The sequence below is a fragment of the Microbacterium arborescens genome (genome assembly GCF_049707515.1).
Lineage (GTDB): Bacteria > Actinomycetota > Actinomycetes > Actinomycetales > Microbacteriaceae > Microbacterium > Microbacterium arborescens_B.
Genome location: NZ_JBNAFI010000003.1, coordinates 114,871 through 138,045, shown reverse-complemented (window position 1 = coordinate 138,045; position 23,175 = coordinate 114,871). Strand labels below are relative to the sequence as shown.

22 protein-coding genes are annotated in these 23,175 nt (G+C 69.1%); 15 read left to right on the top strand and 7 right to left on the bottom strand.

Going from position 1 to position 23,175, the window contains the following annotated elements; translation table 11 throughout:
• Positions 1–5: 5 nt before the first annotated feature.
• Positions 6–2,459 (bottom strand): glycoside hydrolase family 2 protein, encoded by a 2,454-nt coding sequence (locus ACPYN5_RS07640; RefSeq protein WP_424448380.1) that lies wholly within the window; start codon positions 2,457–2,459, stop codon positions 6–8.
• Between the two features lie 149 nt (positions 2,460–2,608).
• On the opposite strand from ACPYN5_RS07640, the gene ACPYN5_RS07635 reads away from it, so the two are divergent.
• The 9 genes from ACPYN5_RS07635 to ACPYN5_RS07595 all read left to right on the top strand — a co-directional run bounded on the left by ACPYN5_RS07635 (position 2,609) and on the right by ACPYN5_RS07595 (position 12,720).
• On the top strand, positions 2,609–3,214 hold the full coding sequence (locus ACPYN5_RS07635) for a glucose-6-phosphate isomerase family protein (RefSeq protein WP_424448379.1): 606 nt from the start codon (positions 2,609–2,611) through the stop codon (positions 3,212–3,214).
• Positions 3,207–3,917 carry a deoxyribose-phosphate aldolase gene (gene deoC, locus ACPYN5_RS07630; RefSeq protein ID WP_424448378.1) on the top strand — a complete coding sequence of 237 codons (711 nt, stop codon included), beginning with the start codon at positions 3,207–3,209 and terminating at the stop codon, positions 3,915–3,917. The genes ACPYN5_RS07635 and deoC overlap by 8 nt, the downstream gene beginning before the upstream one ends.
• The gene (locus ACPYN5_RS07625) at positions 3,914–4,885 is read left to right on the top strand and encodes a shikimate dehydrogenase family protein (RefSeq protein WP_424448377.1); all 972 of its coding nucleotides are present in this window, start codon (positions 3,914–3,916) and stop codon (positions 4,883–4,885) included. The genes deoC and ACPYN5_RS07625 overlap by 4 nt, the downstream gene beginning before the upstream one ends.
• 2 nt (positions 4,886–4,887) lie before the next feature.
• Positions 4,888–6,417: a xylulokinase gene (locus tag ACPYN5_RS07620; RefSeq protein WP_424448376.1), complete on the top strand. Its 1,530-nt coding sequence runs from the start codon at positions 4,888–4,890 to the stop codon at positions 6,415–6,417.
• Entirely contained in the window at positions 6,414–7,139 is a 726-nt protein-coding gene (locus tag ACPYN5_RS07615) for an SDR family oxidoreductase (protein WP_424448375.1), read from the top strand. The genes ACPYN5_RS07620 and ACPYN5_RS07615 overlap by 4 nt, the downstream gene beginning before the upstream one ends.
• Positions 7,139–7,531, top strand: a complete 393-nt coding sequence (gene rbsD, locus ACPYN5_RS07610) for a D-ribose pyranase (RefSeq protein WP_424448374.1) — start codon at positions 7,139–7,141, stop codon at positions 7,529–7,531. Before ACPYN5_RS07615 ends, rbsD begins: the two co-directional genes overlap by 1 nt.
• The gene (eda, locus tag ACPYN5_RS07605) at positions 7,528–8,193 is read left to right on the top strand and encodes a bifunctional 4-hydroxy-2-oxoglutarate aldolase/2-dehydro-3-deoxy-phosphogluconate aldolase (RefSeq protein WP_424448373.1); all 666 of its coding nucleotides are present in this window, start codon (positions 7,528–7,530) and stop codon (positions 8,191–8,193) included. The genes rbsD and eda overlap by 4 nt, the downstream gene beginning before the upstream one ends.
• A gap of 189 nt (positions 8,194–8,382) precedes the next feature.
• Positions 8,383–11,598 carry a chitobiase/beta-hexosaminidase C-terminal domain-containing protein gene (locus ACPYN5_RS07600; protein ID WP_424448372.1) on the top strand — a complete coding sequence of 1,072 codons (3,216 nt, stop codon included), beginning with the start codon at positions 8,383–8,385 and terminating at the stop codon, positions 11,596–11,598.
• A 117-nt stretch (positions 11,599–11,715) separates the two neighbouring features.
• Complete coding sequence (locus ACPYN5_RS07595) at positions 11,716–12,720, top strand: adenosine deaminase (protein ID WP_424448371.1); 1,005 nt, start codon at positions 11,716–11,718, stop codon at positions 12,718–12,720.
• Between the two features lie 45 nt (positions 12,721–12,765).
• Here the strand turns inward: ACPYN5_RS07595 and ACPYN5_RS07590 are convergent, their stop codons facing one another.
• Positions 12,766–13,797: an LLM class flavin-dependent oxidoreductase gene (locus tag ACPYN5_RS07590; protein WP_424448370.1), complete on the bottom strand. Its 1,032-nt coding sequence runs from the start codon at positions 13,795–13,797 to the stop codon at positions 12,766–12,768.
• A 141-nt stretch (positions 13,798–13,938) separates the two neighbouring features.
• Between ACPYN5_RS07590 and ACPYN5_RS07585 the strand changes: the two genes are divergently transcribed.
• Entirely contained in the window at positions 13,939–14,901 is a 963-nt protein-coding gene (locus ACPYN5_RS07585; protein WP_424448369.1) for an ATP-grasp domain-containing protein, read from the top strand.
• 84 nt (positions 14,902–14,985) lie between these two features.
• Here the strand turns inward: ACPYN5_RS07585 and ACPYN5_RS07580 are convergent, their stop codons facing one another.
• Positions 14,986–16,026, bottom strand: a complete 1,041-nt coding sequence (locus tag ACPYN5_RS07580) for an LLM class flavin-dependent oxidoreductase (RefSeq protein WP_424448368.1) — start codon at positions 16,024–16,026, stop codon at positions 14,986–14,988.
• Between the two features lie 20 nt (positions 16,027–16,046).
• The gene (locus tag ACPYN5_RS07575; protein ID WP_424448367.1) at positions 16,047–16,736 is read right to left on the bottom strand and encodes an NADPH-dependent F420 reductase; all 690 of its coding nucleotides are present in this window, start codon (positions 16,734–16,736) and stop codon (positions 16,047–16,049) included.
• A gap of 66 nt (positions 16,737–16,802) precedes the next feature.
• On the opposite strand from ACPYN5_RS07575, the gene ACPYN5_RS07570 reads away from it, so the two are divergent.
• Positions 16,803–17,201: a winged helix-turn-helix transcriptional regulator gene (locus ACPYN5_RS07570; protein ID WP_424448366.1), complete on the top strand. Its 399-nt coding sequence runs from the start codon at positions 16,803–16,805 to the stop codon at positions 17,199–17,201.
• 205 nt (positions 17,202–17,406) lie between these two features.
• Here the strand turns inward: ACPYN5_RS07570 and ACPYN5_RS07565 are convergent, their stop codons facing one another.
• Positions 17,407–17,985: a TetR/AcrR family transcriptional regulator gene (locus tag ACPYN5_RS07565; protein ID WP_424448365.1), complete on the bottom strand. Its 579-nt coding sequence runs from the start codon at positions 17,983–17,985 to the stop codon at positions 17,407–17,409.
• Between the two features lie 103 nt (positions 17,986–18,088).
• Here ACPYN5_RS07565 and ACPYN5_RS07560 point away from each other — a divergent pair, with 103 nt between their 5' ends.
• Complete coding sequence (locus ACPYN5_RS07560) at positions 18,089–18,832, top strand: NADPH-dependent F420 reductase (RefSeq protein ID WP_424448364.1); 744 nt, start codon at positions 18,089–18,091, stop codon at positions 18,830–18,832.
• Between the two features lie 23 nt (positions 18,833–18,855).
• Positions 18,856–19,833 (top strand): NADPH:quinone oxidoreductase family protein, encoded by a 978-nt coding sequence (locus tag ACPYN5_RS07555; RefSeq protein WP_424448363.1) that lies wholly within the window; start codon positions 18,856–18,858, stop codon positions 19,831–19,833.
• Positions 19,834–19,924: 91 nt separating this feature from the next.
• Here the strand turns inward: ACPYN5_RS07555 and ACPYN5_RS07550 are convergent, their stop codons facing one another.
• Together ACPYN5_RS07550 and ACPYN5_RS07545 are read right to left on the bottom strand one after the other, a co-directional pair.
• On the bottom strand, positions 19,925–20,764 hold the full coding sequence (locus tag ACPYN5_RS07550; RefSeq protein WP_424448362.1) for an alpha/beta fold hydrolase: 840 nt from the start codon (positions 20,762–20,764) through the stop codon (positions 19,925–19,927).
• 108 nt (positions 20,765–20,872) lie between these two features.
• On the bottom strand, positions 20,873–20,998 hold the full coding sequence (locus ACPYN5_RS07545; RefSeq protein ID WP_424448361.1) for a DUF1348 family protein: 126 nt from the start codon (positions 20,996–20,998) through the stop codon (positions 20,873–20,875).
• 97 nt (positions 20,999–21,095) lie between these two features.
• Here ACPYN5_RS07545 and ACPYN5_RS07540 point away from each other — a divergent pair, with 97 nt between their 5' ends.
• Together ACPYN5_RS07540 and ACPYN5_RS07535 are read left to right on the top strand one after the other, a co-directional pair.
• Positions 21,096–21,461, top strand: coding sequence for a cupin domain-containing protein (locus ACPYN5_RS07540; protein ID WP_424448360.1), 366 nt, complete (start codon positions 21,096–21,098; stop codon positions 21,459–21,461).
• Between the two features lie 147 nt (positions 21,462–21,608).
• Positions 21,609–23,162 (top strand): cryptochrome/photolyase family protein, encoded by a 1,554-nt coding sequence (locus ACPYN5_RS07535; protein ID WP_424448359.1) that lies wholly within the window; start codon positions 21,609–21,611, stop codon positions 23,160–23,162.
• The last annotated feature ends 13 nt before the right edge of the window (positions 23,163–23,175 follow it).

The following is a 23,175-nucleotide window of genomic DNA, read 5'->3' as shown; positions in this document are numbered from 1 at the left end:
GTCCGTCAGGCCTCGACGCGGGCGGGGGTGAGATCGCCGGCCGAGCGGATGACGCCGGGCGCCGTGAACGCCTGCGGGTCGATGCCCGGCCGGGCGTCGATCGTGAACGTCCCGCACTCACCCGGCAGGAGCGTCACGAGCCCCCGGTCCACTCGCGCCGCCGCGTCGACACGGTCGACCTGCAGCACGAGATCCTTGACGAGCGAGCGGGCTGTGATGCGAATCCGGTAGCCCGCGTCCGTCGCCGCCGCGTCCGCTTCGTAGCCCGCCGCATCGAGCTCGAGGCGCGGGTCCTCCGCGAAGTACCACAGTGCTCGCTCACCGGTCGACAGCTCGGCGGTGACGACCTCGCGCGAGCTGTCCGAGGCGTCCGCCACCGACGCGGGAACCGCGATCGTCACGGCCTGGCGCGGCTCGACCTCGACGGTCGACGGTTCATCGGCGAGTACGGCGCCGACGAACCGGAGCCGCCGCAGCGAGACATCGGCCTGCCAGCGGGCATCCGTGTCGTTGTGCAGAACGAGCGCGAGCCCGCCCGCACGCGGCTGGAGCGTGGCGAACCGATCGGCGTAGACATCGCGCAGCGCGTGCCACAGCGGTTTCCGGTGGCCGTGGCCGTCGACCGCGGCCCACGAGATCACGGGCCAGCAGTCGTTGAGCTGCCAGACGATCGCGCCCTGGTTGAGCGGATGCAGCGAGCGGAAGTGCTCGATGCCGAAACGCACCGCGCGCGCCTGATTGAGCTGCGTCGCCCAGTGCCAGTCCTCGATCGAGCGGGGCGCGCCGATGTGGTCGCCGAGGCCGCGCTCGAGCTTGCCGTTGCCGTCCTGGGCCTTCTGGTGCACGAGCATGAGCGGCCCGTACGGGTCGGCCGGCTCGTCGTGGACCACCGAAAACAGCGTCGACCACGCGGGCGGCCCCTGGAAGCCGAACTCCGACACGAAGCGCGGACGGTAGGTGCGGTAGACGTCGTAGTCGACCTGGTTCCAGACGTCCCAGATATGGGTGGTGCCGTGAGCGGGGTCGTTGGGGTGGATGTACGTGCTGAATCCGTAAGGGCTGCCCGGCGAGTACGGCGTCGTCGGGGCGAGCTCCGCCACGATGTCCGGGAAGAGCCGCTGGTAGTACCCGTCGCCCCACGTCGCGCCGCGCAGCCGCGAGCGCCAGTTCCAGTCGACCCAGCCCCAGATGTTCTCGTTGCCGCCGTTCCAGATGACCAGGCTCGCGTGCCCGGTGAGCCGCGACACGTTGTCGCGCGCCTCGGCGGCGAACTCGTCCCACAGCTCGGCATCCTCGCTGTACGCGGCGCAGGCGAGCAGGAAGTCCTGCCAGACCAGGATGCCGCGCTCGTCGGCCAGGTCGTAGAAGTCCTCCGACTCGTAGATGCCGCCGCCCCACACGCGGAGCAGGTTCATGTTCGCCGCGGCGGCGTCGTCGAAGCGGGCCGCGAGCCGTTCGCGGGTCACGCGCGGGAAGAAGGTGTCTTCGGGAATCCAGTTGGCGCCCTTGATGTAGACGGCGCGGCCGTTGACGGCGAGCGCGAAAGGGCTGCCGTCTTCGTCCGCCTCGACGTCCAGCGTGACCGAGCGGAAGCCGATGCGACGGCGCACCTCGGCGGCGCCCACGGCCACCCGCAGCTCGTAGAGGGGCTGCTCACCGTAGCCGCGGGGCCACCACAGGTCGGCATCCGCAGCGCGCATCGACAGCACCGCTCGCTCGTCGCCGGGCCTCACCGAGCCGGTGACACGCTCACCGGCGACCTCGGCCGAGAGCTCTCGGGCATCCGCGCCGTCGGCATCCGGGTCGAGCTCCTGCCATTCGAGCTCGACATGCACGTCGACGCGCCGTGGGTCGCCGTCGACGCCGACGACGGGGCGCGCCGCGGCGATGCGGACCTCGCTCCATCCCTCGATCCCGATGTCGCGCCAGATGCCGGCGGTGACGAGCGCGGGGCCCCAGTCCCAGCCGAAGTTGCACGCGGACTTGCGGATGGCGTTGAACGGGTGGACGTACGAATGGGGTCGCTCGCCCAGCACGGACTCGCGCTCGCGCGCATACGCGATCGGCGAGGCGAACTCGATACGCAGCGTGTTCTCCCCCTCGCGCAGAAGAGCGCCGAGCCGCCACCGATAGGTGCGGTGCTGGTTGGCGGTGCGAGCGATCTCCTCCCCGTTGAGGATGACGCGCGCGACGGTGTCGAGCCCGTTTGCGACGAGGTCGTGATGCGTCTCGCCGTCGGCGGCCCACGAGAAGGTCGTCTCGTACGCCCAGTCCGAATGCCCGATCCAGGCCAGAGCCGACTCGTTGTCGTCCACGTACGGATCGGGGATGAGTCCCGCCGCCAGAAGGTCGGTGTGCACGACGCCGGGAACCGTGGCGGCGATGCTCGAGCGGGTGGCCTCAGCGAACGACTCGGGCACGTCGCCGGCGACGTGCGTGAGCTGCCAGCCGGAATGCAAGGCGAGATGATTCACCCTTCTAGAAGTAGCACAACTACCGGATGAACCGGCCGGATCGGGTCCTTGTCGCCGTTCATTGCATGCTCACCCTGGATTCGCGTAGTATCACTACCGATCCGAGACCCGGATCGCAACGAATGGATAAAAGCATGTGCGCTGCTGCACGACCGGCTGAACCCGCCGCCCTCACCGTCGAGGCCCTGTCCGGCTCTCTGACGGGACCCGCTGAACGCTACGAGAAGCACCTCGCCGACCTGCGCGGCCTGTACCGTGACGCGCCCGCCTTCGAGGCGGCGCTCGCCTCCGACGACGGCGCGCCGGTCTACTGGGTCGACGGCAGCACACCCGAGACGGGGCGGGGTGCCCTGACGATCGGCCTCAGCGTCCTGCGCCCCGGCCGGGTCGGCGAGGAGTTCGCCATGACCCGCGGGCACCTGCACGCGCAGGCCGAATTCGCCGAGCTGTACTTCGGCGTCTCCGGCTCAGGGGTCATGCTCCTCGACAGCGTCGACGGGGAATCCCGCGCCGTCCCGATCGGACCGGGCATCGCCGTTCACGTGCCCGGCGGATGGGTGCACCGCAGCGTGAACGTCGGTGACGATCTGCTGGTGACCCTCTTCGCCTACGCCACCGAGGCAGGCCAGGACTACGGCATCATCGAACGCGCGGGCGGCATGAGCCAGCTCGTGGTCGCCGACGACGCCGGCGGCTGGACCACCCGACCGAACCCGGACCATGGAGGCTACCGTGTCTGACGTCACGACCGCGGTCGGTGCCGAGGCCGTGCTGAGCGACCTCGCCGCCCACATCGACATCAGCTGCGTCCAGGCGCCACATTCCCGCGCCGACATCGAGGAGCTCGCCCGCCGTGCCGCCGCGGGACACTTCGTCAGCGCGCACGTCCTGCCCGGCTGGCTTCCCGTCATGCGCGAGCTCCTCACCGGCACCGGCGTGCTCGCCGGCTCGCCCGTCGGATTCCCCAGCGGTGGCGCCACGACGGCCACGAAGGTGGCCGAGGCCCGCGAGCTCCTCGACCTCGGCGCCCAGGAGCTCGACGTCGTGGTCGCGATCGGGCGGCTCCGCTCGGGTGAGACCGGGTACGTCACCGATGAGCTCGCCGCGGTCGCCGAGGTCGTCGCAGACGCGGTCCCGTTGCGCGCGATCCTCGAGGTCGGACACCTCGACGAGACGGCGCTGCGCAGCGGTGTGGATGCCGCCGTCGCCGCCGGCATCCCGTGGATCAAGACGGGCACCGGCTGGTCGGGTCGCCCGACGACGATCGAGCACATCCGGATCATCGCCGAGCAGGTCGACGGTCGCGCCGCGATCAAAGCCGCCGGCGGCATCCGTGACATCGAGACCATCCGCACCATGGCAGCCCTCGGGGTCACCCGGTTCGGCATGAACGCCGATTCCGCCGTCGCGGCGGTCGCGGCCTCCCGGAGAGACGACGCATGAGCATCATCCAGACCATGAACGCGACCGGCCTCCGCCCCGCGCAGACCCCGACGCTCTACTTCATCGGCGTCACGACCGGGCGGTCGTCGATCCAGCAGGTGTTCCCGCGCTGGGCCGATGAGCTCGGACTCGACGGCGCCGTGCTGCAGGGCATCGACCTGCCGTTGCACGCCCCGCGCGAGGACTACCGCCGGGTCGTGGAGTTCATCGCGAACGATCCGCTCAGCCTCGGCGCCCTCGTCACCACGCACAAGATCGACCTCTTCGCGGCCTGCTCCGACATGTTCGACGAAATCGACCCGTTCGCCCGCCTCATGGGCGAGACGAGCTGCATCTCCAAGCGCGACGGACGGCTCATCTGCCACGCGAAGGACCCCATCTCGAGCGGCCTCGCCCTCGACGCGTTCCTGCCACGCGGGTACTGGGAGGGCTCCGGCGCCGACGCTCTCTGCATGGGCGCCGGCGGATCGACGATCGCGATCAGCTGGTACCTCTCGCGTCGAGAGTCCGGCGCCGACCGTCCCGAGCGCATCGTCGTCACCAACCGCTCGGCGCAGCGACTCGACCACATCCGCGATATCCACGCCGAGCTCGACACCGACACCGCCTTCGAGTACGTGTTGACCCCCACGCCGGAGGACAACGACCGCGTGCTGGCCGGCCTCGCGCCGCGCTCGCTCGTCGTCAACGCGACCGGACTCGGGAAGGACGCACCCGGCTCGCCGCTCACCGACGCGGGAGTGTTCCCGGAGCGCGGCGTTGCCTGGGACCTCAACTACCGTGGCGACCTCGTCTTCCTCGATCAGGCCCGCGCGCAGGAGCAGTCGCGCGCTCTGCAGGTCGAGGACGGCTGGATCTACTTCGTGCACGGGTGGACGCAGGTGATCGCCGAGGTGTTCGACGTCGACATCCCGACCTCCGGCCCGGCCTTCGACCGGCTCGGCGAGCTCGCCGGCTCGACGCGCTGACGATGACCGCCGTCGGCACCTCCAGCGATCTCGGCACCTCTCACGACCTCGTCCTCGCCTACGACCTCGGCACCGGCGGCTGCAAGGCGTCGCTGTGGACCCCGGCCGCGACGGTGGTGGCCGAGACGGTCGTGTCGTACCCGACGGGTCACCCCGCACCGGGCCGCAACGAGCAGCGACCCGCCGACTGGTGGGATGCCGTCGCGGCGGCGACCCGCGCGCTGCTCGAACGGGAGCCCTCGGCCCGCGGCCGCATCGCCGGCATCTCGCTGTCGGGGCAGAGCCTCGGCGCCGTGCAGCTCGACGAGCACCGCGAGCTCGTCGCCCCCACGACGCCGATCTGGTCCGACACCCGGGGCCGCACCGACGAGGTCTTCGCCCGCGTCGCCGAGTCGGAGTGGTATCGCCGCACCGGCAACGGCTTCGGCGCTGCGCTCTATCCGCTGACGAAGGCCGCGGCCTTCCGAGCCGAGGAGCCGGATGCCTGGGCGCGAACGCGCCACCTCGTCGGGTCGAAGGACTGGATCAACCTGCGGCTCACCGGAGAGCTCGCGACCGACCACTCCATGGCATCGGGAAGCGGCGCCTACGACCTGACGGCGGGCGACTACGACGATGAGCTCCTCGCCGCGGCCGGCCTCGACCGCGGCCTGTTCCCGCCCATCGTGGCGTCGGCCGCCGTCGTCGGATCGCTCACCGACGACGCGGCGGCGACGCTGGGCCTGCCCTCGGGCATCCCGGTCTTCGCGGGCGCCGTCGACAACGCCGCCATGGCGCTCGGCTCGCGCGGGACGGCCGAGGGCCGCATCTACGCGGCGCTCGGCTCGTCGAGCTGGATCACCGTCACGTCGTCCGAGCCCGTCATCGATGACCACGCGCGTCCGTACGTGTTCGCTCACGCGATCCCCGGGATGTTCATCAGCGCGCTGTCGACGTTCAGCAGCGGCACGAGCCTCGAATGGCTGCGCGCGACGCTCGCTCCGGGCGCAGAGACCGGCGCGTTCATCGACCTCGCGGCCGCCAGCGCACCCGGCTCGCGGGGGGTGACCTTCGTGCCCACGCTCGCCGGGGGCACCCCGCTCGAGGGCGGCAGCGCCGCGCGCGGCGGGTTCACCGGGCTGCACCTCGGCGCCAGGCCGGCGGACCTCGTTCGCGCGTGCCTCGAGGGCATCGCGTTCTCCCTCGACCGCAGCCTGACGCTCATGCGGCGGCTGAGCGGCTCGAGCGAACCCCTGCTCATCACGGGCGGCGGCAGTCGGTCGTCGCTGTGGAACGGCATCTACGCCGACATCCTCCGCTCCCCCCTGCAGCAATCGCCGGTCGACCAGCAGGCCGCGACGCTCGGGGCGGCTGCCATCGCCTTCGTGGGTCTCGGAGTCTGGGACGACTTCGCGCAGGCGGATGCCGCACACGCCGCCCTCGCTGAGATCTCGCCCACCGCCCCGGAGTCCTACGCCGAGGCCCGTGCCCGGTTCGACGCGGCCGTCGCCGCTCTCGCCTCCCTCACCCCGACACAGGAGAACCCCTCATGACCGACCTTCCCCTCGTCGTCATCACCGGCGCGAGCTCCGGCATCGGCGCCGCCACTGCGCGCGCGTTCGCCGCCGCCGGCCACCCGCTCCTGCTCATCGCCCGCCGCCTCGAGCCCATGGCCGAGCTCGGACTGGAGAACGCCGAGCTCGCCGCCGTCGACGTCACTGACACCGCGGCCGTCGCCGAGGCGCTCGCACGCGCCGAGGAGCGCTTCGGTCCCGCCGATCTGCTGGTGAACAACGCCGGCCTGATGGCCCTGTCGTCGGTGGCGGAGCAGGACCCCGCGCTCGTCCAGGAGCAGTTCGACGTCAACTGCGTCGCGCTGATGAAGAACAGCCAGCTCGTCCTTCCCGGGATGCAGGCGCGCCGTCACGGCACGATCGTCAACATCGGTTCGATCGCCGGCAAGCAGCTCTACACCGACCACACCGTCTACAACGGCACGAAGTACGCCGTGCACGCCATGACCGAAGGGCTGCGCCGCGAGAACGCCGCCCACGGCGTGCGCGTGCTCCTCGTCGCCCCGGGCATGGTCGACACCGGCCTGCTCGGCAACACCGGCGACGGCGCCGTCCTGGACGGGTACCTCGACTACAAGAGCAGCATCGGCGGTGGCCTGCGTCCCGCCGACATCGCGCAGGCGATCCTCACCGCGTACCAGCTGCCCCAGCACATCAGCTTCCGCGAGATCGTGGTCGCCCCGACGTCGCAGGACGCCTGATGAAGCGTCGCGGCATCCTCAACGCCGAGCTCGCGGGGCGGCTCGCCGGGCTCGGCCACACCGACCGGTTCCTCGTGACCGACTCGGGATTCCCGGTTCCGTCCGGCGTGCCGGTCATCGACCTCCGGGTCGTCTACGGCCTGCCCGGCTTCGTCCCCGTCCTCGACGCGATCCTCGCCGAGGTCGTCGTCGAGGCCGCGATCGTCGCCGACGAGCTCGCGGGGGCGAACCCGAGCATCGCCCGCGCCATCGAGGGCTATCTGCCCGAAGCTACCGCGGTGCCGCACGCCGAGCTGAAGCGGGCCGACGACATCCGCTTCGCGGTGCGCACCGCCGAAGACACCCCGTACGCCAACGTGCTGTTGACCGCGGGCGTCGGGTTCCCGGTATGACCGGGGCCGAACCGCTGACCGGCGCCGGACCGCTGCGCGGCGAACCGATCGTGCCGGTGGTGGTGCTGAACGATGCGGCCGACGCGCACCCCCTCGCCGACGCACTCGTCGCCGGCGGCATCCGCTGCGCCGAGATCACGCTGCGGACCCCCGCGGGCATCGAGGCCATCCGGGCGCTGCGCGATCGTGACGACATCCTCGTCGGCGCGGGCACCGTCGTCGACCCCGACCAAGTCGACGCGGTCGTCGAGGCGGGAGCCGCGTTCGCCGTCTCGCCGGGCTTCGACGCGGACGTCGTCGACCGCTGCGCCGAGCGCGGCCTGCCGATCGTTCCCGGCGTCGCCACGGCGAGCGACATCCAGGCGGCGCTGCGCCGCGGCCTCCGTCACCTGAAGCTCTTCCCCGCCGGTCTCGTGGGCGGCCTCGCGGCGGTGCGAGCCTTCGCCGGCCCGTTCCCGGACGTGCGGTTCCTCCCCTCGGGGGGCGTCTCGGCGGCGAACGCCGGCGACTACCTCGCCGACCCCGCGGTCTTCGCCGTCAGCGGTTCGTGGATGGTGCCGGCCGACGCGTTGCAAACGGGCGATTGGGCGACGGTCGAACGGTTGTCTCGGGCCGCTTCCGGCGCCGCGGCGGCCACGGCCGCGCGAGCCGACGAGGAGTAGAGCTCCTAAGATCAGTCGGTTTGTGTAGCGCGACTACGGACTAGGACCGCGATACGTGCCTTGTGGATGGCTATCTGCCTGATATACCGTGCTCGACAACACATGTGCGTAGTCACACTACCTCGTCCCGCCATCAGCGGGCCCGAACTTCGGCGACTGCGCTCTATCGATGGAGATAGGAGATCCCCCGTGAAACGACGAATCGGCGCTGCAGCCGCAGCGACCGCCACCGTTATCGCCGGTTCCGTGATGGCAGCCGCCCTCGGACCCGTCGCCCCCGCCACCGCCGACGACACCGCGCCGGCGGAGCAGCGGACTGTGACCGTCGACCTCGACCAGGTGGTGCAGGAGGACTACCTGGGCATCGGCGTCAACGTCATCCCCTGGAGCCTTCTCGACGGGACCACCCGCCTCGGCTACGACGAGGCCGACTGGGAGGTCGACGTCGAGCGCATCCTGACCCTGCAGCCCAAGGTCGCTCGCGTCTGGTTCCAGATCGACTGGATGGAGCTCGAAAAGGGGCAGTACGACTTCGACAGCCCCGAGATGCGGGCCTTCTACCGCTACCTCGACGCGTTCGAGCAGGCGGGCACCGAGGTTCTGCTCAACTTCGGGTGGAAGGTCGGCGAGCGCGTTCACGACTGGTTCCTCTACCCGGGCGTCAAGAAGCCGTACGAGAGCGCCCCCGGCGACCTCGACGCCTACGGACGCTCGGCTTCGGCCCTGCTCGACGAGCTCATCAACGCGCGCGGCTACGACAACATCGACTTCCTGACCTTCTACAACGAGCCCAACGGCAGCTGGGACTTCGAGGGCCCGGCCGACCAGAAGGCCTACTACGCCGAGATGGCGCGTAAGGTCCACGACCAGCTGATCACCGACGGCCTGCGCGACCAAGTGCAGATCTGGGGGCCGGAAGAGGTCAACGCACCCGACTGGACCGAGTACATGGCCGAGAACGCGGGCGACGTGTTCGACCAGTACTCGTTCCACCTGTACGGCGAGTCCTACGAGTTCCTCGGCGAAGCGATCGACCAGCGACGCTCGACGATCGGCGACGCTCCCCTCAACCTCTCCGAGATGGGGTGGACGAACCCGGGCACGAGCGTCTGGGAGACCGGATACGCCAACTACATCATCGGCAGCGCCAACAACGGCGTGCACTCGAATCTCGTGTGGCAGCTCAACGGCGTGATGACGCATGACCCGGCCGGCGACACCAACGGCTCGTACAACCTGTGGGACTCGCTGGTCCTGGGACTCGAACCCACCGCCGCGTTCTACGAGGCGGGTCTGCTCATGCGCTACATCCCCGAGCACAGCACCGTGCTGGGCACCGAGACCTCGCACGACGACGTCCGGGCGACGGCCTTCCGCGATCGCGACGGTGAGCTCACCGTGCTCGTCGAGACGCAGTCGGGATCGTCGAAGGACGTGCGCGTCGAGTTCACCGGAGGCGCCGTCACCGAGCCGTTCACGCGCCTGGCGTACTCCGACTCGATCGTCGAGACCGAGAAGAACGCGCTGCTGCCCGCCTCGTCGGGGACGCTGACGCCCGACGGCAACGCCTTCACCGACGACGCGATCGGCGGCGAGAACACCTTCGCGATCTACACGACCTCCCCGGCGGCGACCCAGGTGGCCGTCGACCCCGTCGAGTCGACGGTCGCCGGGGGTGCGCAGCTCGACCTCGGCGCGCGCGTCATCGACGGCGCCGGCGACCTGACCTGGTCGGTCGTGGGCGAGGGCAACGGCTCGATCGATGACGACGGCGTCTTCACGGCACCGGATGTCGACACCGAGCGCACCGTCGCGATCCGTGCGACCCTCTCCGACGGCGTCTACGGCGTCGCGCAGGTTCTCGTCACGCCGGCTCCAAAGCCCGGTGTGACGGATGCTCCGGTGTTCAGCCTCGAGCCGGGCCTCTACGAGTCGGTCGAGGCCGTGCGCATCACGACCGGAACCCCCGGCGCCGAGATCCGGTACACGACGGACGGCAGCGTTCCGACGGCCGACTCGACGCTCTACACGGGTCAGATCGTGCTGGAACCCCTCAAGACCACGTATCTGCGGGCGATCGCGGTCGGCGACGGGCTCGAGGACTCGGGCGTCACCTCACGCCTGTACAAGGTGCTCGACGTGCAGAACGCGCCCGACGGATACGTGTTCTGCCAGTACCAGGACGGCGGCGACTGCACGTTCGAAGGCGAGGCCAGCGTGGCCTTCGGCTCGGACGGCCTGTTCCGCTACGGCACCTTCAGCGGCGGCGTCGCGTGTACCGCCGCCAGCTTCGGCGGCGACCCCAACCCGGGCGGTGACAACCGGTGCTTCGTCAACCCCGACGTTCCCGAGGAGGAGCCGATCGTCACGATCTACAACGCCGGCTTCGAGCGCCCGGCCACGGGCGGCACCTCGAACGGGCCGATGGTCAACGGATGGACGTTCAGCGCGCGTGCCGGCATCCAGCACAACAACAGCGTCTTCCAGCCCGCCTTCCCCGCCCCGCAGGGTGAGCGCACGGCGTACCTGAAGAGCGACTCGGGGCTCGCGAGCCGCATCGACCAGACGGTACGGTTCCCGGCCGGCACCTTCGCGATCACCTTCGCGGCGGCCAACCGCGTGGGCTTCGGTGGGCAGCAGGAGTTCGACGTCTTCGTCGACGAGCAGAAGCTCGGCCATTTCGTGCCGACGCTCGACGGGAAGTACACCGCGTACGAGTCCGAGCCGTTCACCGTCGAGGAGGGCGAGCACACGATCTCGTTCGTCGCCACGACGACCGAGGGCGACAACACCGGCTTCGTCGACGACGTGCAGATCATCGCGTCAACGGTGCAGCCCGAGCCCGACACCGTCAAGCCCGAGGTGACGCTCGTCGCTCCGGTCACCGCCGGTCCGCACCGCTCGCTCGAACTCCGGGTCGACGCAACGGACGACCGGGGCCTCGCGCGGATCGTCGCGAACGTCTATCGCGACGGCACGCTCGTCAGGAGCACGCAGACCGCCGTCGACGGAGCGGCGGCCGGGACGCACACGGCCTCGGTCGCGCTGCCGGATGGGCCCTACACCGTGCGTTACAACGCCCACGACCTGGCCGGCAACGTCGCGCAGACGAAGACGTTCGACGTCACGATCGACGCGACCGCTCCGACGGTGACGGTCAAGGACGGCGCATCGTTCACGGCGCGCGACGGCGACGACTACTCGCTCGTGAGCTTCAAGCTGCACGACGCGGGCAAGATCGACAAGGCGGTGCTCAACGGCGTGACGAAGGACCTGACGGACAACGCCTGGTCGGACGTCAATTTCGTGAAGCCCGGCGTCTTCGGCGCCGTGTCCGGTGCCAACACCCTCGTCGTCCATGACGTCGCGGGCAACACCACGACGGTGGAGTTCACCCTGCGGTAGTCCGCGGACGTGGACGACGGGCGGGTCCGGGTGCGAGCCCGGGCCCGCCCGTCGTTCGCTGGATTACGGCGCGCCCGCGCGGGCGGGATACGGTTCGATCGACGGAAGGACGAGCCGATGCATCCCGACCTGCGCAGCCTGCCCAAGGCCGAACTGCACCTGCACATCGAGGGCACGCTCGAGCCGGAGCTGGCTTTCGAGCTCGCCGGGCGCAACGGCGTCACCCTCCCCTTCGCCGATGTCGACGAACTGCGACGGCGCTACGACTTCGCCGATCTGCAGTCCTTCCTCGACCTGTACTACGCGTGCATGACGGTTCTGCGCACCGAACGGGACTTCACCGACCTCGCGCTGGCGTACTTCGCGCGTGCCCAGGCCGACGGAGTCCGTCACGTCGAGATGTTCTGCGATCCACAGGTGCACGCGGGCAATGGCGTGCCGGTGACGACCGTCATCGACGGACTGCTGGAGGCCTTCGCGATCGCCGACGAGCGCTGGGGCATCACGGGCGGGTTGATCCCCTGCGTCGTCCGCGATCAGCCCGTCGCCTCGGCCGACGCCCTGCTCGACGAGCTGGCTCCCCACGCCCACCGCCTCATCGGCATCGGGCTCGACTCGGCCGAGGTCGGCTACCCGCCCTCGCTGTTCGAGCGCGTGTTCGCCCGGGCCGGCGCGCTCGGGCTGCGACGGGTTGCACACGCCGGTGAGGAGGGGCCCGCGGAGTACATCTGGCAGGCGCTCCGGGTGCTCGGGGCGGAACGCATCGACCACGGCATCCGCGCCGTCGACGACCCCGACCTGTTGCGCCATCTGGCCGAGCACCGCATCGCGCTCACCCTGTGCCCGCTGTCGAACGTGCGGCTGCAGGCCGTGACGGGGCTCGACGCGCACCCGCTGCGCGCGCTCATCGACGCGGGCGTGGTCGTGACGATCAACTCCGATGACCCGGCGTACTTCGGCGGTTACGTGGCCGACAACTACGCCGCGATCGCCGAGCTCGGGCTCGGCACCGCCGACCTGGCCCAGCTGGCCCGCAACTCGATCGACGCATCCTTCGCATCCGACGAGCGCGCGGCCGGGCTTCACGCGCTCGTCGACGAATGGACCGCGACGCACGGGTGATCATCGGCGGCCGGTCCGCTGAGACCTGATCGGCCGTCCGAGCGGTCAGCCGCGCGCGTCGTTCACGAGCGGGATGACCTGCTCGGCGAAGCGCTCGAGCTCGTCGAGCGCCGGCGAGAACTGCAGCAGCAGCGTGTCGACCCCGACATCCTGGAACTGCCGGATGCGGTCGGCGACCTGCTGCGGCGTGCCGATGAGCTCGGGGCGCAGGCCGCGGTTCGACACCGAGTACTCGCGCAGGCTGATCTCGACGTCGAGCTGCGACTTGGTCACGAAGTCCTGGTACGACTCGTACGCGGCTCCCGAGCGGACGTCGGTGATGCGGGCGAGCTCGGCCTGCGCCTCCTCCTCGGTATCGCGGACGATCGCGAACGCCGCCATCCCGAAGTGCCGGAACGCGGGCTTGCCGGCGCGCTCGCGCCGCGCCCGCATGTCGGCGATCTTCGCGCTCAGCTCCTCCACCGTGCCGCCGTGGGTGACGTACGCGTCGGCGAATCCCGCGATCGCGGCGCGACCCGCCTCGCTCTCGCCGCCCGCGTAAATGAGCGGCTGGGTGGCGGGTTTCGGCTCGAGATGGGTGCCCTCGAGCGAGAAGTGGCGCCCCTCGTGACTGAACGGAGTCTCCGACCACAGTCCACGGAGCACATCGACGTACTCGGTCGTCAGCGCATAACGGTCGTCGTGGTCGGCGAATGGGATGCCGTACTGACGCGCCTCCTCGGCCCACCACGCCGACACGACGTTGAGGGTGAAGCGGCCCTGCGCGATCTCCTGGATCGTCGCCGCCTGCTTCGCGGCGAGCGCGACAGAGTGGTAGCTCGGCCGCAGCGCGGCCATGATCTCGAGGCGCGACGTGACCGCTGCCGTCGCCGTGGCGATGGCCCAGGCGTCGAGCGCCGGGCCGGCGTGCCCCTTGATGTCGTTGAGGTTCAGCTCCGGCACCAGTGTCACGTCGAAGCCGCCGTCCTCCGCGGCCCGGGCGATGCGGGCGATGTGCTCGAAGGTCGCGGGAGTCTGTTCGTCGGCGACGTTGCGCAGCCAGCCGCCGTAGGTCGGCGTCCAGTATCCGAATCTCATGCGTGCTGCCTCTCCGACGGAGCGTCCGTCGATCCCGTCGATCCTCACACGCGTCGAGCCGATGGGGCGTCCGAGTGACTGGATCGCGTCATGGTCCGTCACGCGGCCCCCGCGCATCATCCGTCGGTTTAGCCTGGCGGGATGTCGAGTTCGCCCCAGGTGTACGTCATCCACGAGAACCCGGAATGGTGGGCGCCCTTCGCCGCCGCCTTCGACGCCGCGGGCGTTCCGGCCGAGCAGTGGCTGCTCACGGGCGGCTCGATCGACCTGTCGGCCGAGCCGCCGCAGGGCGTCTTCTGGTCGAGGCTGTCGGCCTCGGCCCACACCCGCGACCACGCCGAGTCGAAGGAGTACGGCCGTGCCGTGCTCCGCTGGCTCGAGTCATGGGGCCGAACCGTGATCGGCGGCAGTCACGTGCTCGAGTTCGAGGTCAGCAAGGTCGCGCAGCATGCGGCTCTGCGCGCGAGCGGCATCGACGTGCCCCGCACCGTGGCCGTCTTCGGCACCGCGGACCTGAAGAGCCGGGCCCGCGAGTTCCCGGTGCCGTTCATCAGCAAGCACAACCAGGGAGGCAAGGGCCTCGGGGTTCGCCGGTGGGATTCTCACGACGAGTTCGACGCCTGGGTCGACAGCCCCGAGTTCGAGGCATCCCCCGACGGCATCACCCTCATCCAGGAGTTCCTGTTCGCGCGCGAGCCGTTCGTCACCCGCGCCGAGTACGTCGGCGGCGAGTTCGTCTACGCGGTCCGCGTCGACACGAGCGCGGGCAGCTTCGAGCTCTGCCCCGCCGATGCGTGCGTCGTCGAACCGGGCGCGGCGGGCGGCGGCGAACCGGCGTTCCCGCCGTTCGCCCTGCGCGACGAGGTCACCGCCGAGCACCCGGTCGTAGCTCAGCACCGCGCGTTCCTGCAGGCCGCCGGCATCCGCATCGCCGGGATCGAGTTCGTCGAGACGATCGACGGGCGCCTCGTGACCTACGACCTCAACACCAACACGAACTACAACCCCGATGTCGAGGCCGCGGCCCCCGCATCCGGTCCCGGCGAGATCGCCCGCTTCCTCGGCGGGCTGCTGCGCGCCGAGGCTGGCGTGCTCGCCGGCTGAGTCGCGCGAGACGGTCAGACCGACGCGCCGTCAGCGGATCCTGGCCGCCGGTCGTCGAAGGCCGCAGCCCACCGCGGCCATGGGTCATCGTCCTTCGATGGCGAGAAGGCGCTCGACGCGGGGCTTCACCTCGGTGGCCAAGAGGGTGAGCGATTCGAGGAAGTGCTCGTGCGGCAAGCCGCCGATGTCCATCTGCAGGAAGTGACGCATGTGCCCCATGAAGCCGTGCAGGTGCACGATGCGCTCCGCGACGTCGTCAGGATCGCCCACGTAATACGCGCCCGGCGCGTGCGCCTGGGCGAGGTAGGCGTTGTCGTCGGGAGCCGGCCAGCCGCGCAGCTTGCTCATCTGGATGTTCAGGTTCCGCCACCCGGGGTAGAACCGCTCCAACGCTTCGTCCTTGGTCGGCGCGATCAGCCCGAGCGCGGCGACGGAGACCCTGATGTCGGGGCCGGTGTGTCCGGCCTGCTGAGCGGTACGCCGGTAGAGATCCGACAATGCGGAGAAGCGGTGCGGTGCACCACCGATGATGCCGTAACTGATCGGCAACCCGAGGCGGCCGGCGCGGACACTCGAGGGCGCGCTTCCACCGGTGCCGACCCAGAGCGGCAGAGAACCGTTCACGGGCCGGGGCACGACGGTCAGGTCTTCCAATGCCGCTCTCGTGGTTCCGGACCACGTGACCTGCTCGTGCTCGTTCACTCGCATCAGCAGCTCGAGTTTCTCCTCGAACAACTGCTCGTAGTCCCGCAGGTTGTACCCGAACAGGGGGTAGGACTCGACAGACGATCCGCGGCCCGCTGTGATCTCCACCCGGCCCCCGGAGACGGCGTCTGCCGTGGCGAACTGCTGGAAGATCCGAACGGGATCGTCCGTGCTGATCACGCTCACACCGGATCCGAGCCGGATCTGCTTGGTCGCTCCGGCAGCTGCGGCGATCATCGCCCCCGGGGAGGACGCCGGCATCTCCCGCGTGTGGTGCTCGCCGACGGCGAAGTAGTCCAGTCCCGCGCTGTCCGCGTGCACGATGGCGTCGAAGAGGTTCTTGATCGCCTCGGCCGTCGAGCGGAGGCTGCCATCGGGGTTGAGTTGGGTGTCGCCGAAGCTATACGCGCCGAGTTGCATACGAGTGTCTCAATCTGGAATCAGTGGGCGGGGTGGAGGTGGAGCGCGAGCTCGCGCTCGAGCTCGCGGAGGAGTTCATCCCGGGGGAAAGAGCCGTTGAAGATGGCGGTGCCCGGTTCGAACGCCCGGCCGGCGGCCAACGGCCCGGCGTACACGGAGTCGAAGCCGAACCTGTCGAGGACTCCGCGCACGTCGGCTGCGGCGGCCTCGTCATCGCTGGCCACCGCCAGAGCTCGGCGACCGGGCATTCCGCTGGGCACCACGTCATCTTCAAGCTCGTGGTAGCCGATGTGGTTGAGTGTCTTCACCACCCGGGCCTCGGAGAAGTGCCGGCGGACGACCTCGCTGGTGGATGCGACACTCGTCTCGAAATCATCGATCTGTCCGTCGACGGGCGGCCAGTAGTTCATCGCGTCGATCACAACCTTGCCCGCGAGCGCGCCCGCGTCGACGGAGCGGTACTTGCTCAGCGGCACAGCGACAACGACGAGATCGGCGTCCCTCGTCGCATCCCCAACGGTCATCGCGCGGGCCCCGGGGATCACGATCTCAGCGAGCAACGCGATATCCTCCGCGGCTCCCGAGCCTGCGACGCGGACCTCGTAACCGGCGGCCAGAGCCGTCCTCGCCACGGCCGAACCCACGCGCCCTACGCCGAGCACGGCGATCGTGCGGATTTCCGACTCCTGCTGTCGCTCCGATGTACTCACGTACCCAGTCTGTGATGCGACTGAGGGGGTCGCGAGCCGCAGGTTAGGGGGTTACCATAAGTAACCGTGACCTCCGGTTCGACCGCCCTCCATTCCAGCCCCATCCACCAAGCCCATCAGATCGACGATGAAGCATGCCGCGTCTTCCAAGCCGCGGCCGAGTTCGCGGGCAGGAAGTGGAACGCCGCCATCCTGCTCGCACTCGCTCGCGGAGCAACGCGCTTCTCCCACGTCGCGGATGCTGTGGATGGAATCTCGTCGCGACTTTTCAGCGCCCGACTCCGTGAACTCGAATTTCGCGCCCTGATCGTTCGCGAGGTGATCCCATCGGTGCCGGTGCAGATCAGCTATCACCTCACCGAGTCGGGTGAGGAACTGATCCAAATCCTCCAGCCGCTCGTCCGATGGGCGCAGCAGCAGGAGACCCAGGGCGGTTTCAGCTCGGGGACAAGCCTTCAGGTGTGAGAGACGCGCCGCACGTCTTCTCAACACAGCGCACCACTCGGAACCGAGTCCCACGAGAAGCTACAACTCCTCGCCACCTGGAATGCCCCCACCGCACTCAGCCCATTTTCGGCAGGCGGACTGGTGAACGCCCGAGAGCCGGTCGCAACGGTTCGCCGAGAGTCCTCAATGGCGTCATCGTTCTGAGGCGATGCAGTTCGGAAGATCAGGCCGTGGCCCAGCCCGCTCTCAGAATGTGCGGCATCAGAGATAGCGATGCGCCGTCGGCCATCGCAGCACCTCGGGCCCAGCTGACGGCCAGGGCCATGAGGAAGAGGTCCCGCCCGCGCACGTCGCGGCGCGCGAGTCCTTCGTTCTGCGCGCGAGCCAGGAACTGATCGGTGACGACGACATACCCCTCGCAGGTCGAGGTCAGGGGGGATGGGATCTTCCCCAGCGCGGCGCGGAGTGGTTCGGGGAGCCCGTCGAAGGCACTTGCCCACTCGATCAGGGCCTCGAGCCACTGTGCCAGCGCGTCACCCGCATCGCTGGTGGTGCGAGTGATGGCGTCCCGGCGTACGCCGATCTCCTCATCCCGTGCCAGAAGGAGTGCAGCGAGGAGTGCTTCCTTCGAAGGGAAGTGGCGGTAAAGAGTCCCCGGGCCGACCCCTGCTTCCTTGGCGATGGCGTCGAGCGAACCGGAGATGCCGCGCTCGGCGAAGTGATCGCGGGCGATGTCCAGGATGTGCTGTCGATTGCGCGTGGCATCGGAACGGGTGGCGCGCGTTCGGGGTGTTTGCGTCATCTCAGCAGACTCCTATGGTGATGCGGAGGCACTCTCCGGGTAAGGTGAAACGGAGAGCCTCTCCTTACGCTCCTCCACTCTTCCACGACTTGAAGGGCTACCCATGAAGATCGGCATCATCGGTGCGGGCAACATCGGACGCATCCTCGCGGAGCGACTCGCGCGCGCGGGCCACGACGTCTCGATCGCGAACTCCCGCGCCCCCGAAACGGTCGACGCGGCCGCGCTGAGCACGGGAGCGAGGGCGGTATGGGCCGCTGATACGACGAAGGAGGCCGATGTGGTGATCGTCTCCGTGAACTACGGTCAGCTGCCCGGCGTGGCGGCTGTCGTGTCCGGCGCCCCGGAGAACGCCGTGATCATCGACACGTCGAACTACTTCCCGCTGCGCGACGGTGAGGTCGAGGGCTTCGAGGACGGTCAGATCGAGAGCGATTGGGTTCAGAAGCTGTACGGTCGTCCAATCGTGAAGGCCTGGAACAACATCACCACGGCATCGTTCCGCGACAAGGCGTACTCGACGGATCCGGCCACCCGAATCGGCCTCCCTGTCGCCGCAGATGACGACGCGCAGCGCGCCGTCGGGATGCGCCTGGTCGAAGAGACGGGGTTCGACGCGTATGACGCGGGTGGGATCGCCGAATCGTGGCGCCAGCAGCCAGGAAGCCCGGTCTATACGAACGACCTCACGGCAGATGAGCTCCCGGCTGCTCTCGCACGCGCTCGGCAGGACCGCTCCCCGGTGCGGCGCGACCTGATGATGAAGATCTATTTGGAACGTATCGATGCGGACGGCAAAGAGCCTGACCCGGAGCGTCAGCTCGCCCTGACCCGCGCCATCTTCTGAACAACGCGAACGGAGAATGAACGATGAAGCGATGGCAGGCAGCTGAGTTCGGGGAGGTGGCGGACGTGCTCCGCCTCGAGGACGTGGAGCTCCCCGTCCCCGGCCCGGGCGAAGCGCGCGTGAAAGTACTCGCCGCGAGCCTCGCGCTCCCGGACCTGATGATGGTGCACGGGGACTACCCGTTCGTACCCGAGCCGCCGGTAGCGCCGGGTCAGGAAGTCGTGGGCATCGTCGACGCGGCCGGCGACGGATTCCCGCACCCCGTCGGAGCGAAGATCGTCGGCAACGCGCGGGCGGACATCGCCATCGGCGGGTTCGCCGAGTACACGCTCGTCCCGGGCTGGAGTGCGATGCCGGTCATCGACGGGTTGACAGACGAGCAGGCTGCGGGGTTCCCGGGGTCGTTCCATGTCGCGCACATCGGTCTCGAGCACCGCGCCCGTCTGCAGGAAGGTGAGATGTTGCTGGTCCTCGGTGGCGCCGGTCGCACCGGATCCGCGGCGATTCAGATCGGGAAGGCGATGGGCGCGACGGTGATCGCCACCGCGCGCTCGGATGCGAAAGCTCGATTCAGCCGCGAGCAGGGTGCTGATCATGTCGTGGACCTCGGAGCGGCTGATGCGATCGGTGAGATCGAACGCATCACGGGCGGTCGGGGGGTGGACGTGGTGTACGACACCGTCGGAGGGACGGCTGCCGCGAGAGCGGCGAAGACGCTCGCCCGAGGTGCGCGATTCCTCATCGTCGGTTTTGCGAGCGGGGAGCCCGCTCACGTCGACGTACAGGAGTTGCTGATGCGGGACTACTCGGTGATCGGCGTGCTTTCGACATTCCGGCACGACGAGGAGAAGAACGCGACCGTCGATGCTCTCACGGCGATGCTCGCCGACAAGTTGATCGAGCCGCCCGTCACCGCCGTCTACCCGTTCGAGGAGGTGCCGGCAGCACTCGCTGAGCGAGCGGCAGGCGGAATCGGGCAGACGGTGATCACGCTCTCATAGTGCGCAGACGTGGGCCGAGCAGGCAGGCTGGCCTCGTCACGGTGGCAAAGCCCAGACCGCGACATCGGAACATCAATGGATCGGGTGGTGGTCAGACCTGCTCGATGAAGGCGAGGATGTCGGGGTTGATGGTGTCGGCATTGGTGGTGAGCATGCCGTGTGAGAGCCCCTCGTAGACCTTGAGAGTCGCGTTCTCGAGGAGCTCAGCCTGCTTGACTGCGGCCTCCTCGTACGGAACGACCTGGTCGTCATCGCCCTGGAGCACGAGGACGGGGACGGTGATGGCCCTGAGATCCTCGGTCTGGTCGGTCTCGGAGAACGCCTTGATGCCCTCGTAGTGAGCGAGAGCACTGCCGGTCATGCCCTGGCGGACCCAGTTGTCGACGACGGGCTGCGAGAGCTCGACTCCGTCGCGGTTGAAGCCGTAGAACGGGCCGGATGCCACGGCGGCGAAGAACTCGGCGCGGTTGGCGGCGAGGGCTTCGCGGAAGCCGTCGAACACGGTGATGGGCACGCCGTCGGGGTGCTGGTCGGTCTGGACCATGAGCGGCGGAACCGCGGCGACGAGCACGGCCTTCGCGACGCGACCCTGGGGCTGGCCGTACTTGGCGACGTAGCGGGCGACCTGACCGCCGCCGGTGGAGTGTCCGACGTGGATGACGTTGGTGAGATCCAGGTGACGGACGATGACGTCGACGTCGCTGGCGTAGTGGTCCATGTCGTGGCCGGTGCCGACGTCGGAGGAGCGTCCGTGACCGCGGCGGTCGCTGGCGATGACGCGGAAACCCTTCGACAGGAAGTAGAGGATCTGTGCATCCCAGTCGTCGGACGACAGCGGCCATCCGTGGTGGAACATGATGGGCTGGGCGTCACGGGGACCGAAGTCTGTGAAGTAGAGGCTGGTGTTGTCCTCAGCGGTGATGTAGGTCATGGCATTTCTCCTTCGATAGCGACGGCGTCCAGCGCACGGTCTGCTGCTTCCTGAGGTGAGAGTCCGGCGGTCTTGAGGACCCCCGTGAGCGCTCGCGTAGGCGCGAAACTACTGACCCTCAGCGTTGCGGTACTCGTAGGCGAAGCGCACCGCGATCACGTCGCCAGTGTAGGCCCACAGCTCTGTCGACGCGCTTCGCGGATACGGTGACGGGATGGTCAGGATTCTCGTCACAGGTGTTGCTCTCACGTCATAGAGATCGAGCCGCTTCTCCGCCGCGGGGGGCGACGATCGAACTCGATGCGCGGCGGGCCTCTGCGAGGATCGATCGATGCGCGAATCTGTGGACATCACGACCGCCGAGCATTACGTCTGGGGCGACGTGTCCGACGGATGGCGGTTGCTCGACCGACCGGGGCTGTCGGTGATCGAAGAACGAGTGCCGGCAGGCGCTGGTGAACAGTGGCATGTCCACGACACCGCGACGCAGTTCTTCTACGTGCTCGATGGCGCACCCCGGATGCAGACGGCCGAAGGCACTGTGGAGCTGGGACCCAGACGCGGTGTCGAGATCCCGCCCGGCCTCGCTCATCGATTTCTCAACCCCGGGCCCGAAGAGACTCGGTTCCTCGTGATCAGCGCGCCGAACACACGAGGCGACCGGCGACTCATCGAAGTCGAGGACCAAGCCCTGTAGCCGGAACTCAGCGGCGTGAGGCGTGACCGTCACCGAGACCCGCCGGAGCCCGGCGCCTTCATTACCGCGCCGCTCCGCACAGCTAGCGCAGCCCTGCCCTCCGCACAAGCGATAGGGAACGTCGGATGCCGTTCCTACGCTGACACCGTGCTCCGAAACCTCGTGATCGTCCTGGGCGACCAGCTCGATCCCGACGCGAGCGCATTCGACGAGTTCGACCCCGCGCAGGATGCCGTCTGGATGGCCGAGGTAGCCGAGGAGTCGACCCACGTCTGGAGCTCGAAGCCCCGCACCGCCGTGTTCCTCGCGGCGATGCGCCACTTCGCCGCCGATCAGCGCGCCGCAGGACACACCCTCCACTACACCGAGCTCGATGCGCGCGGAAACAAGGGCACATTCGCCGACCAGCTCACCGCCGACCTGACGAGGCTCGCCCCCGAGGCACTCGTCGTGACCGAGCCCGGCGAGTGGCGCGTGCGCGAAGCGCTGCGGCAGACGGCGGATGCCGCCGGCATCCCCCTCGACATCCGCATAGACCGGCACTTCTTCTGCACCGTCGCCGAGTTCGCGGAGCACGCCAAGGGGCGGGCGACGCTGCGGATGGAGTACTTCTACCGCGAGATGCGTGGGCGCCACGGCATCCTCATGACCGACCACGGTCAGCCCGTCGGGGGCCAGTGGAACTACGACGCCGACAACCGCAAGGCGTTTCCGAAGCAGGGCCCCGGACTCGTACCGCCGCGCGCGACGTTCCCGCCCGACGAGATCACGCGCGAGGTGATCTCGCTCGTCGGAAGGGAGTTCCGCGACCACCCCGGTTCGCTCGACACCTTCGCGTGGCCGGTCACGCGCGCGCAGGCTCTCGAGGCGCTCGACCTCTTCATCGACGAGCGGCTGCCGGGGTTCGGCGAAGCCCAGGACGCGATGTGGCCGGGCGACCCCTGGCTCTGGCACGCGCACCTGTCGTCGTCGATGAACCTGAAGCTGCTGCATCCGCGCGAAGTCGTGGCCGCTGCCGAGGCGGCGTACCGGTCCGAGCGGGCGCCGCTGCCGGCCGTCGAAGGGTTCATCCGCCAGATCCTCGGCTGGCGCGAGTACGTCCGCGGCGTCTACTGGACGCAGATGCCGGGCTACCTGCAACGCAACGCCTTCGAAGCGTTCGAGCCCCTGCCCGATTGGTACTGGACGGGCGAGACCCCGATGGCGTGCCTCGCGGACGCCATCGGCACCACTCTCGAGAACGGGTACGCCCATCACATCCAGCGCCTCATGGTCACCGGCCTCTACGCGATGCTGCTCGGCGTCGACCCGCGCGAGGTGCACGCGTGGTACCTCGCGGTCTACGTCGACGCGGTCGAGTGGGCCGAGCTGCCGAACACCCTGGGGATGAGCCAGTACGCCGACGGCGGCCTCATGGGCAGCAAGCCGTACGCGGCGACGGGCAAGTACATCGACCGCATGAGCCCGTACTGCAAGACGTGCCCGTTCGACCCCGCGAAGCGGATCGGCGAGGATGCCTGCCCCTTCACGACCCTCTACTGGGACTACCTCATCCGACACGAGGAGCCCCTCGCCGAAAATCACCGGATGGCGCTGCAGGTGAAGAACCTCGGCCGCCTCGGCGACGACGAGATCACGGCGATCCGTGACCGAGCGGATGCGATCCGCCGCGGCGACGTCGCCGCGCCCACCCACGCCTGATCCGCACGTCCGA

What these genes read in the sequence shown, in the direction of transcription:
- ACPYN5_RS07635 (WP_424448379.1), top strand. Translation starts at nt 2,609, where the DNA reads ATGTGCGCTGCTGCACGACCGGCTGAACCCGCCGCCCTCACCGTCGAG.
- ACPYN5_RS07625 (WP_424448377.1), top strand. Translation starts at nt 3,914, where the DNA reads ATGAGCATCATCCAGACCATGAACGCGACCGGCCTCCGCCCCGCGCAG.
- ACPYN5_RS07620 (WP_424448376.1), top strand. Translation starts at nt 4,888, where the DNA reads ATGACCGCCGTCGGCACCTCCAGCGATCTCGGCACCTCTCACGACCTC.
- ACPYN5_RS07615 (WP_424448375.1), top strand. Translation starts at nt 6,414, where the DNA reads ATGACCGACCTTCCCCTCGTCGTCATCACCGGCGCGAGCTCCGGCATC.
- rbsD (WP_424448374.1), top strand. Translation starts at nt 7,139, where the DNA reads ATGAAGCGTCGCGGCATCCTCAACGCCGAGCTCGCGGGGCGGCTCGCC.
- eda (WP_424448373.1), top strand. Translation starts at nt 7,528, where the DNA reads ATGACCGGGGCCGAACCGCTGACCGGCGCCGGACCGCTGCGCGGCGAA.
- ACPYN5_RS07595 (WP_424448371.1), top strand. Translation starts at nt 11,716, where the DNA reads ATGCATCCCGACCTGCGCAGCCTGCCCAAGGCCGAACTGCACCTGCAC.
- ACPYN5_RS07590 (WP_424448370.1), bottom strand. Translation starts at nt 13,797, where the DNA reads ATGAGATTCGGATACTGGACGCCGACCTACGGCGGCTGGCTGCGCAAC.
- ACPYN5_RS07585 (WP_424448369.1), top strand. Translation starts at nt 13,939, where the DNA reads ATGTCGAGTTCGCCCCAGGTGTACGTCATCCACGAGAACCCGGAATGG.
- ACPYN5_RS07580 (WP_424448368.1), bottom strand. Translation starts at nt 16,026, where the DNA reads ATGCAACTCGGCGCGTATAGCTTCGGCGACACCCAACTCAACCCCGAT.
- ACPYN5_RS07565 (WP_424448365.1), bottom strand. Translation starts at nt 17,985, where the DNA reads ATGACGCAAACACCCCGAACGCGCGCCACCCGTTCCGATGCCACGCGC.
- ACPYN5_RS07560 (WP_424448364.1), top strand. Translation starts at nt 18,089, where the DNA reads ATGAAGATCGGCATCATCGGTGCGGGCAACATCGGACGCATCCTCGCG.
- ACPYN5_RS07555 (WP_424448363.1), top strand. Translation starts at nt 18,856, where the DNA reads ATGAAGCGATGGCAGGCAGCTGAGTTCGGGGAGGTGGCGGACGTGCTC.
- ACPYN5_RS07550 (WP_424448362.1), bottom strand. Translation starts at nt 20,764, where the DNA reads ATGACCTACATCACCGCTGAGGACAACACCAGCCTCTACTTCACAGAC.
- ACPYN5_RS07540 (WP_424448360.1), top strand. Translation starts at nt 21,096, where the DNA reads ATGCGCGAATCTGTGGACATCACGACCGCCGAGCATTACGTCTGGGGC.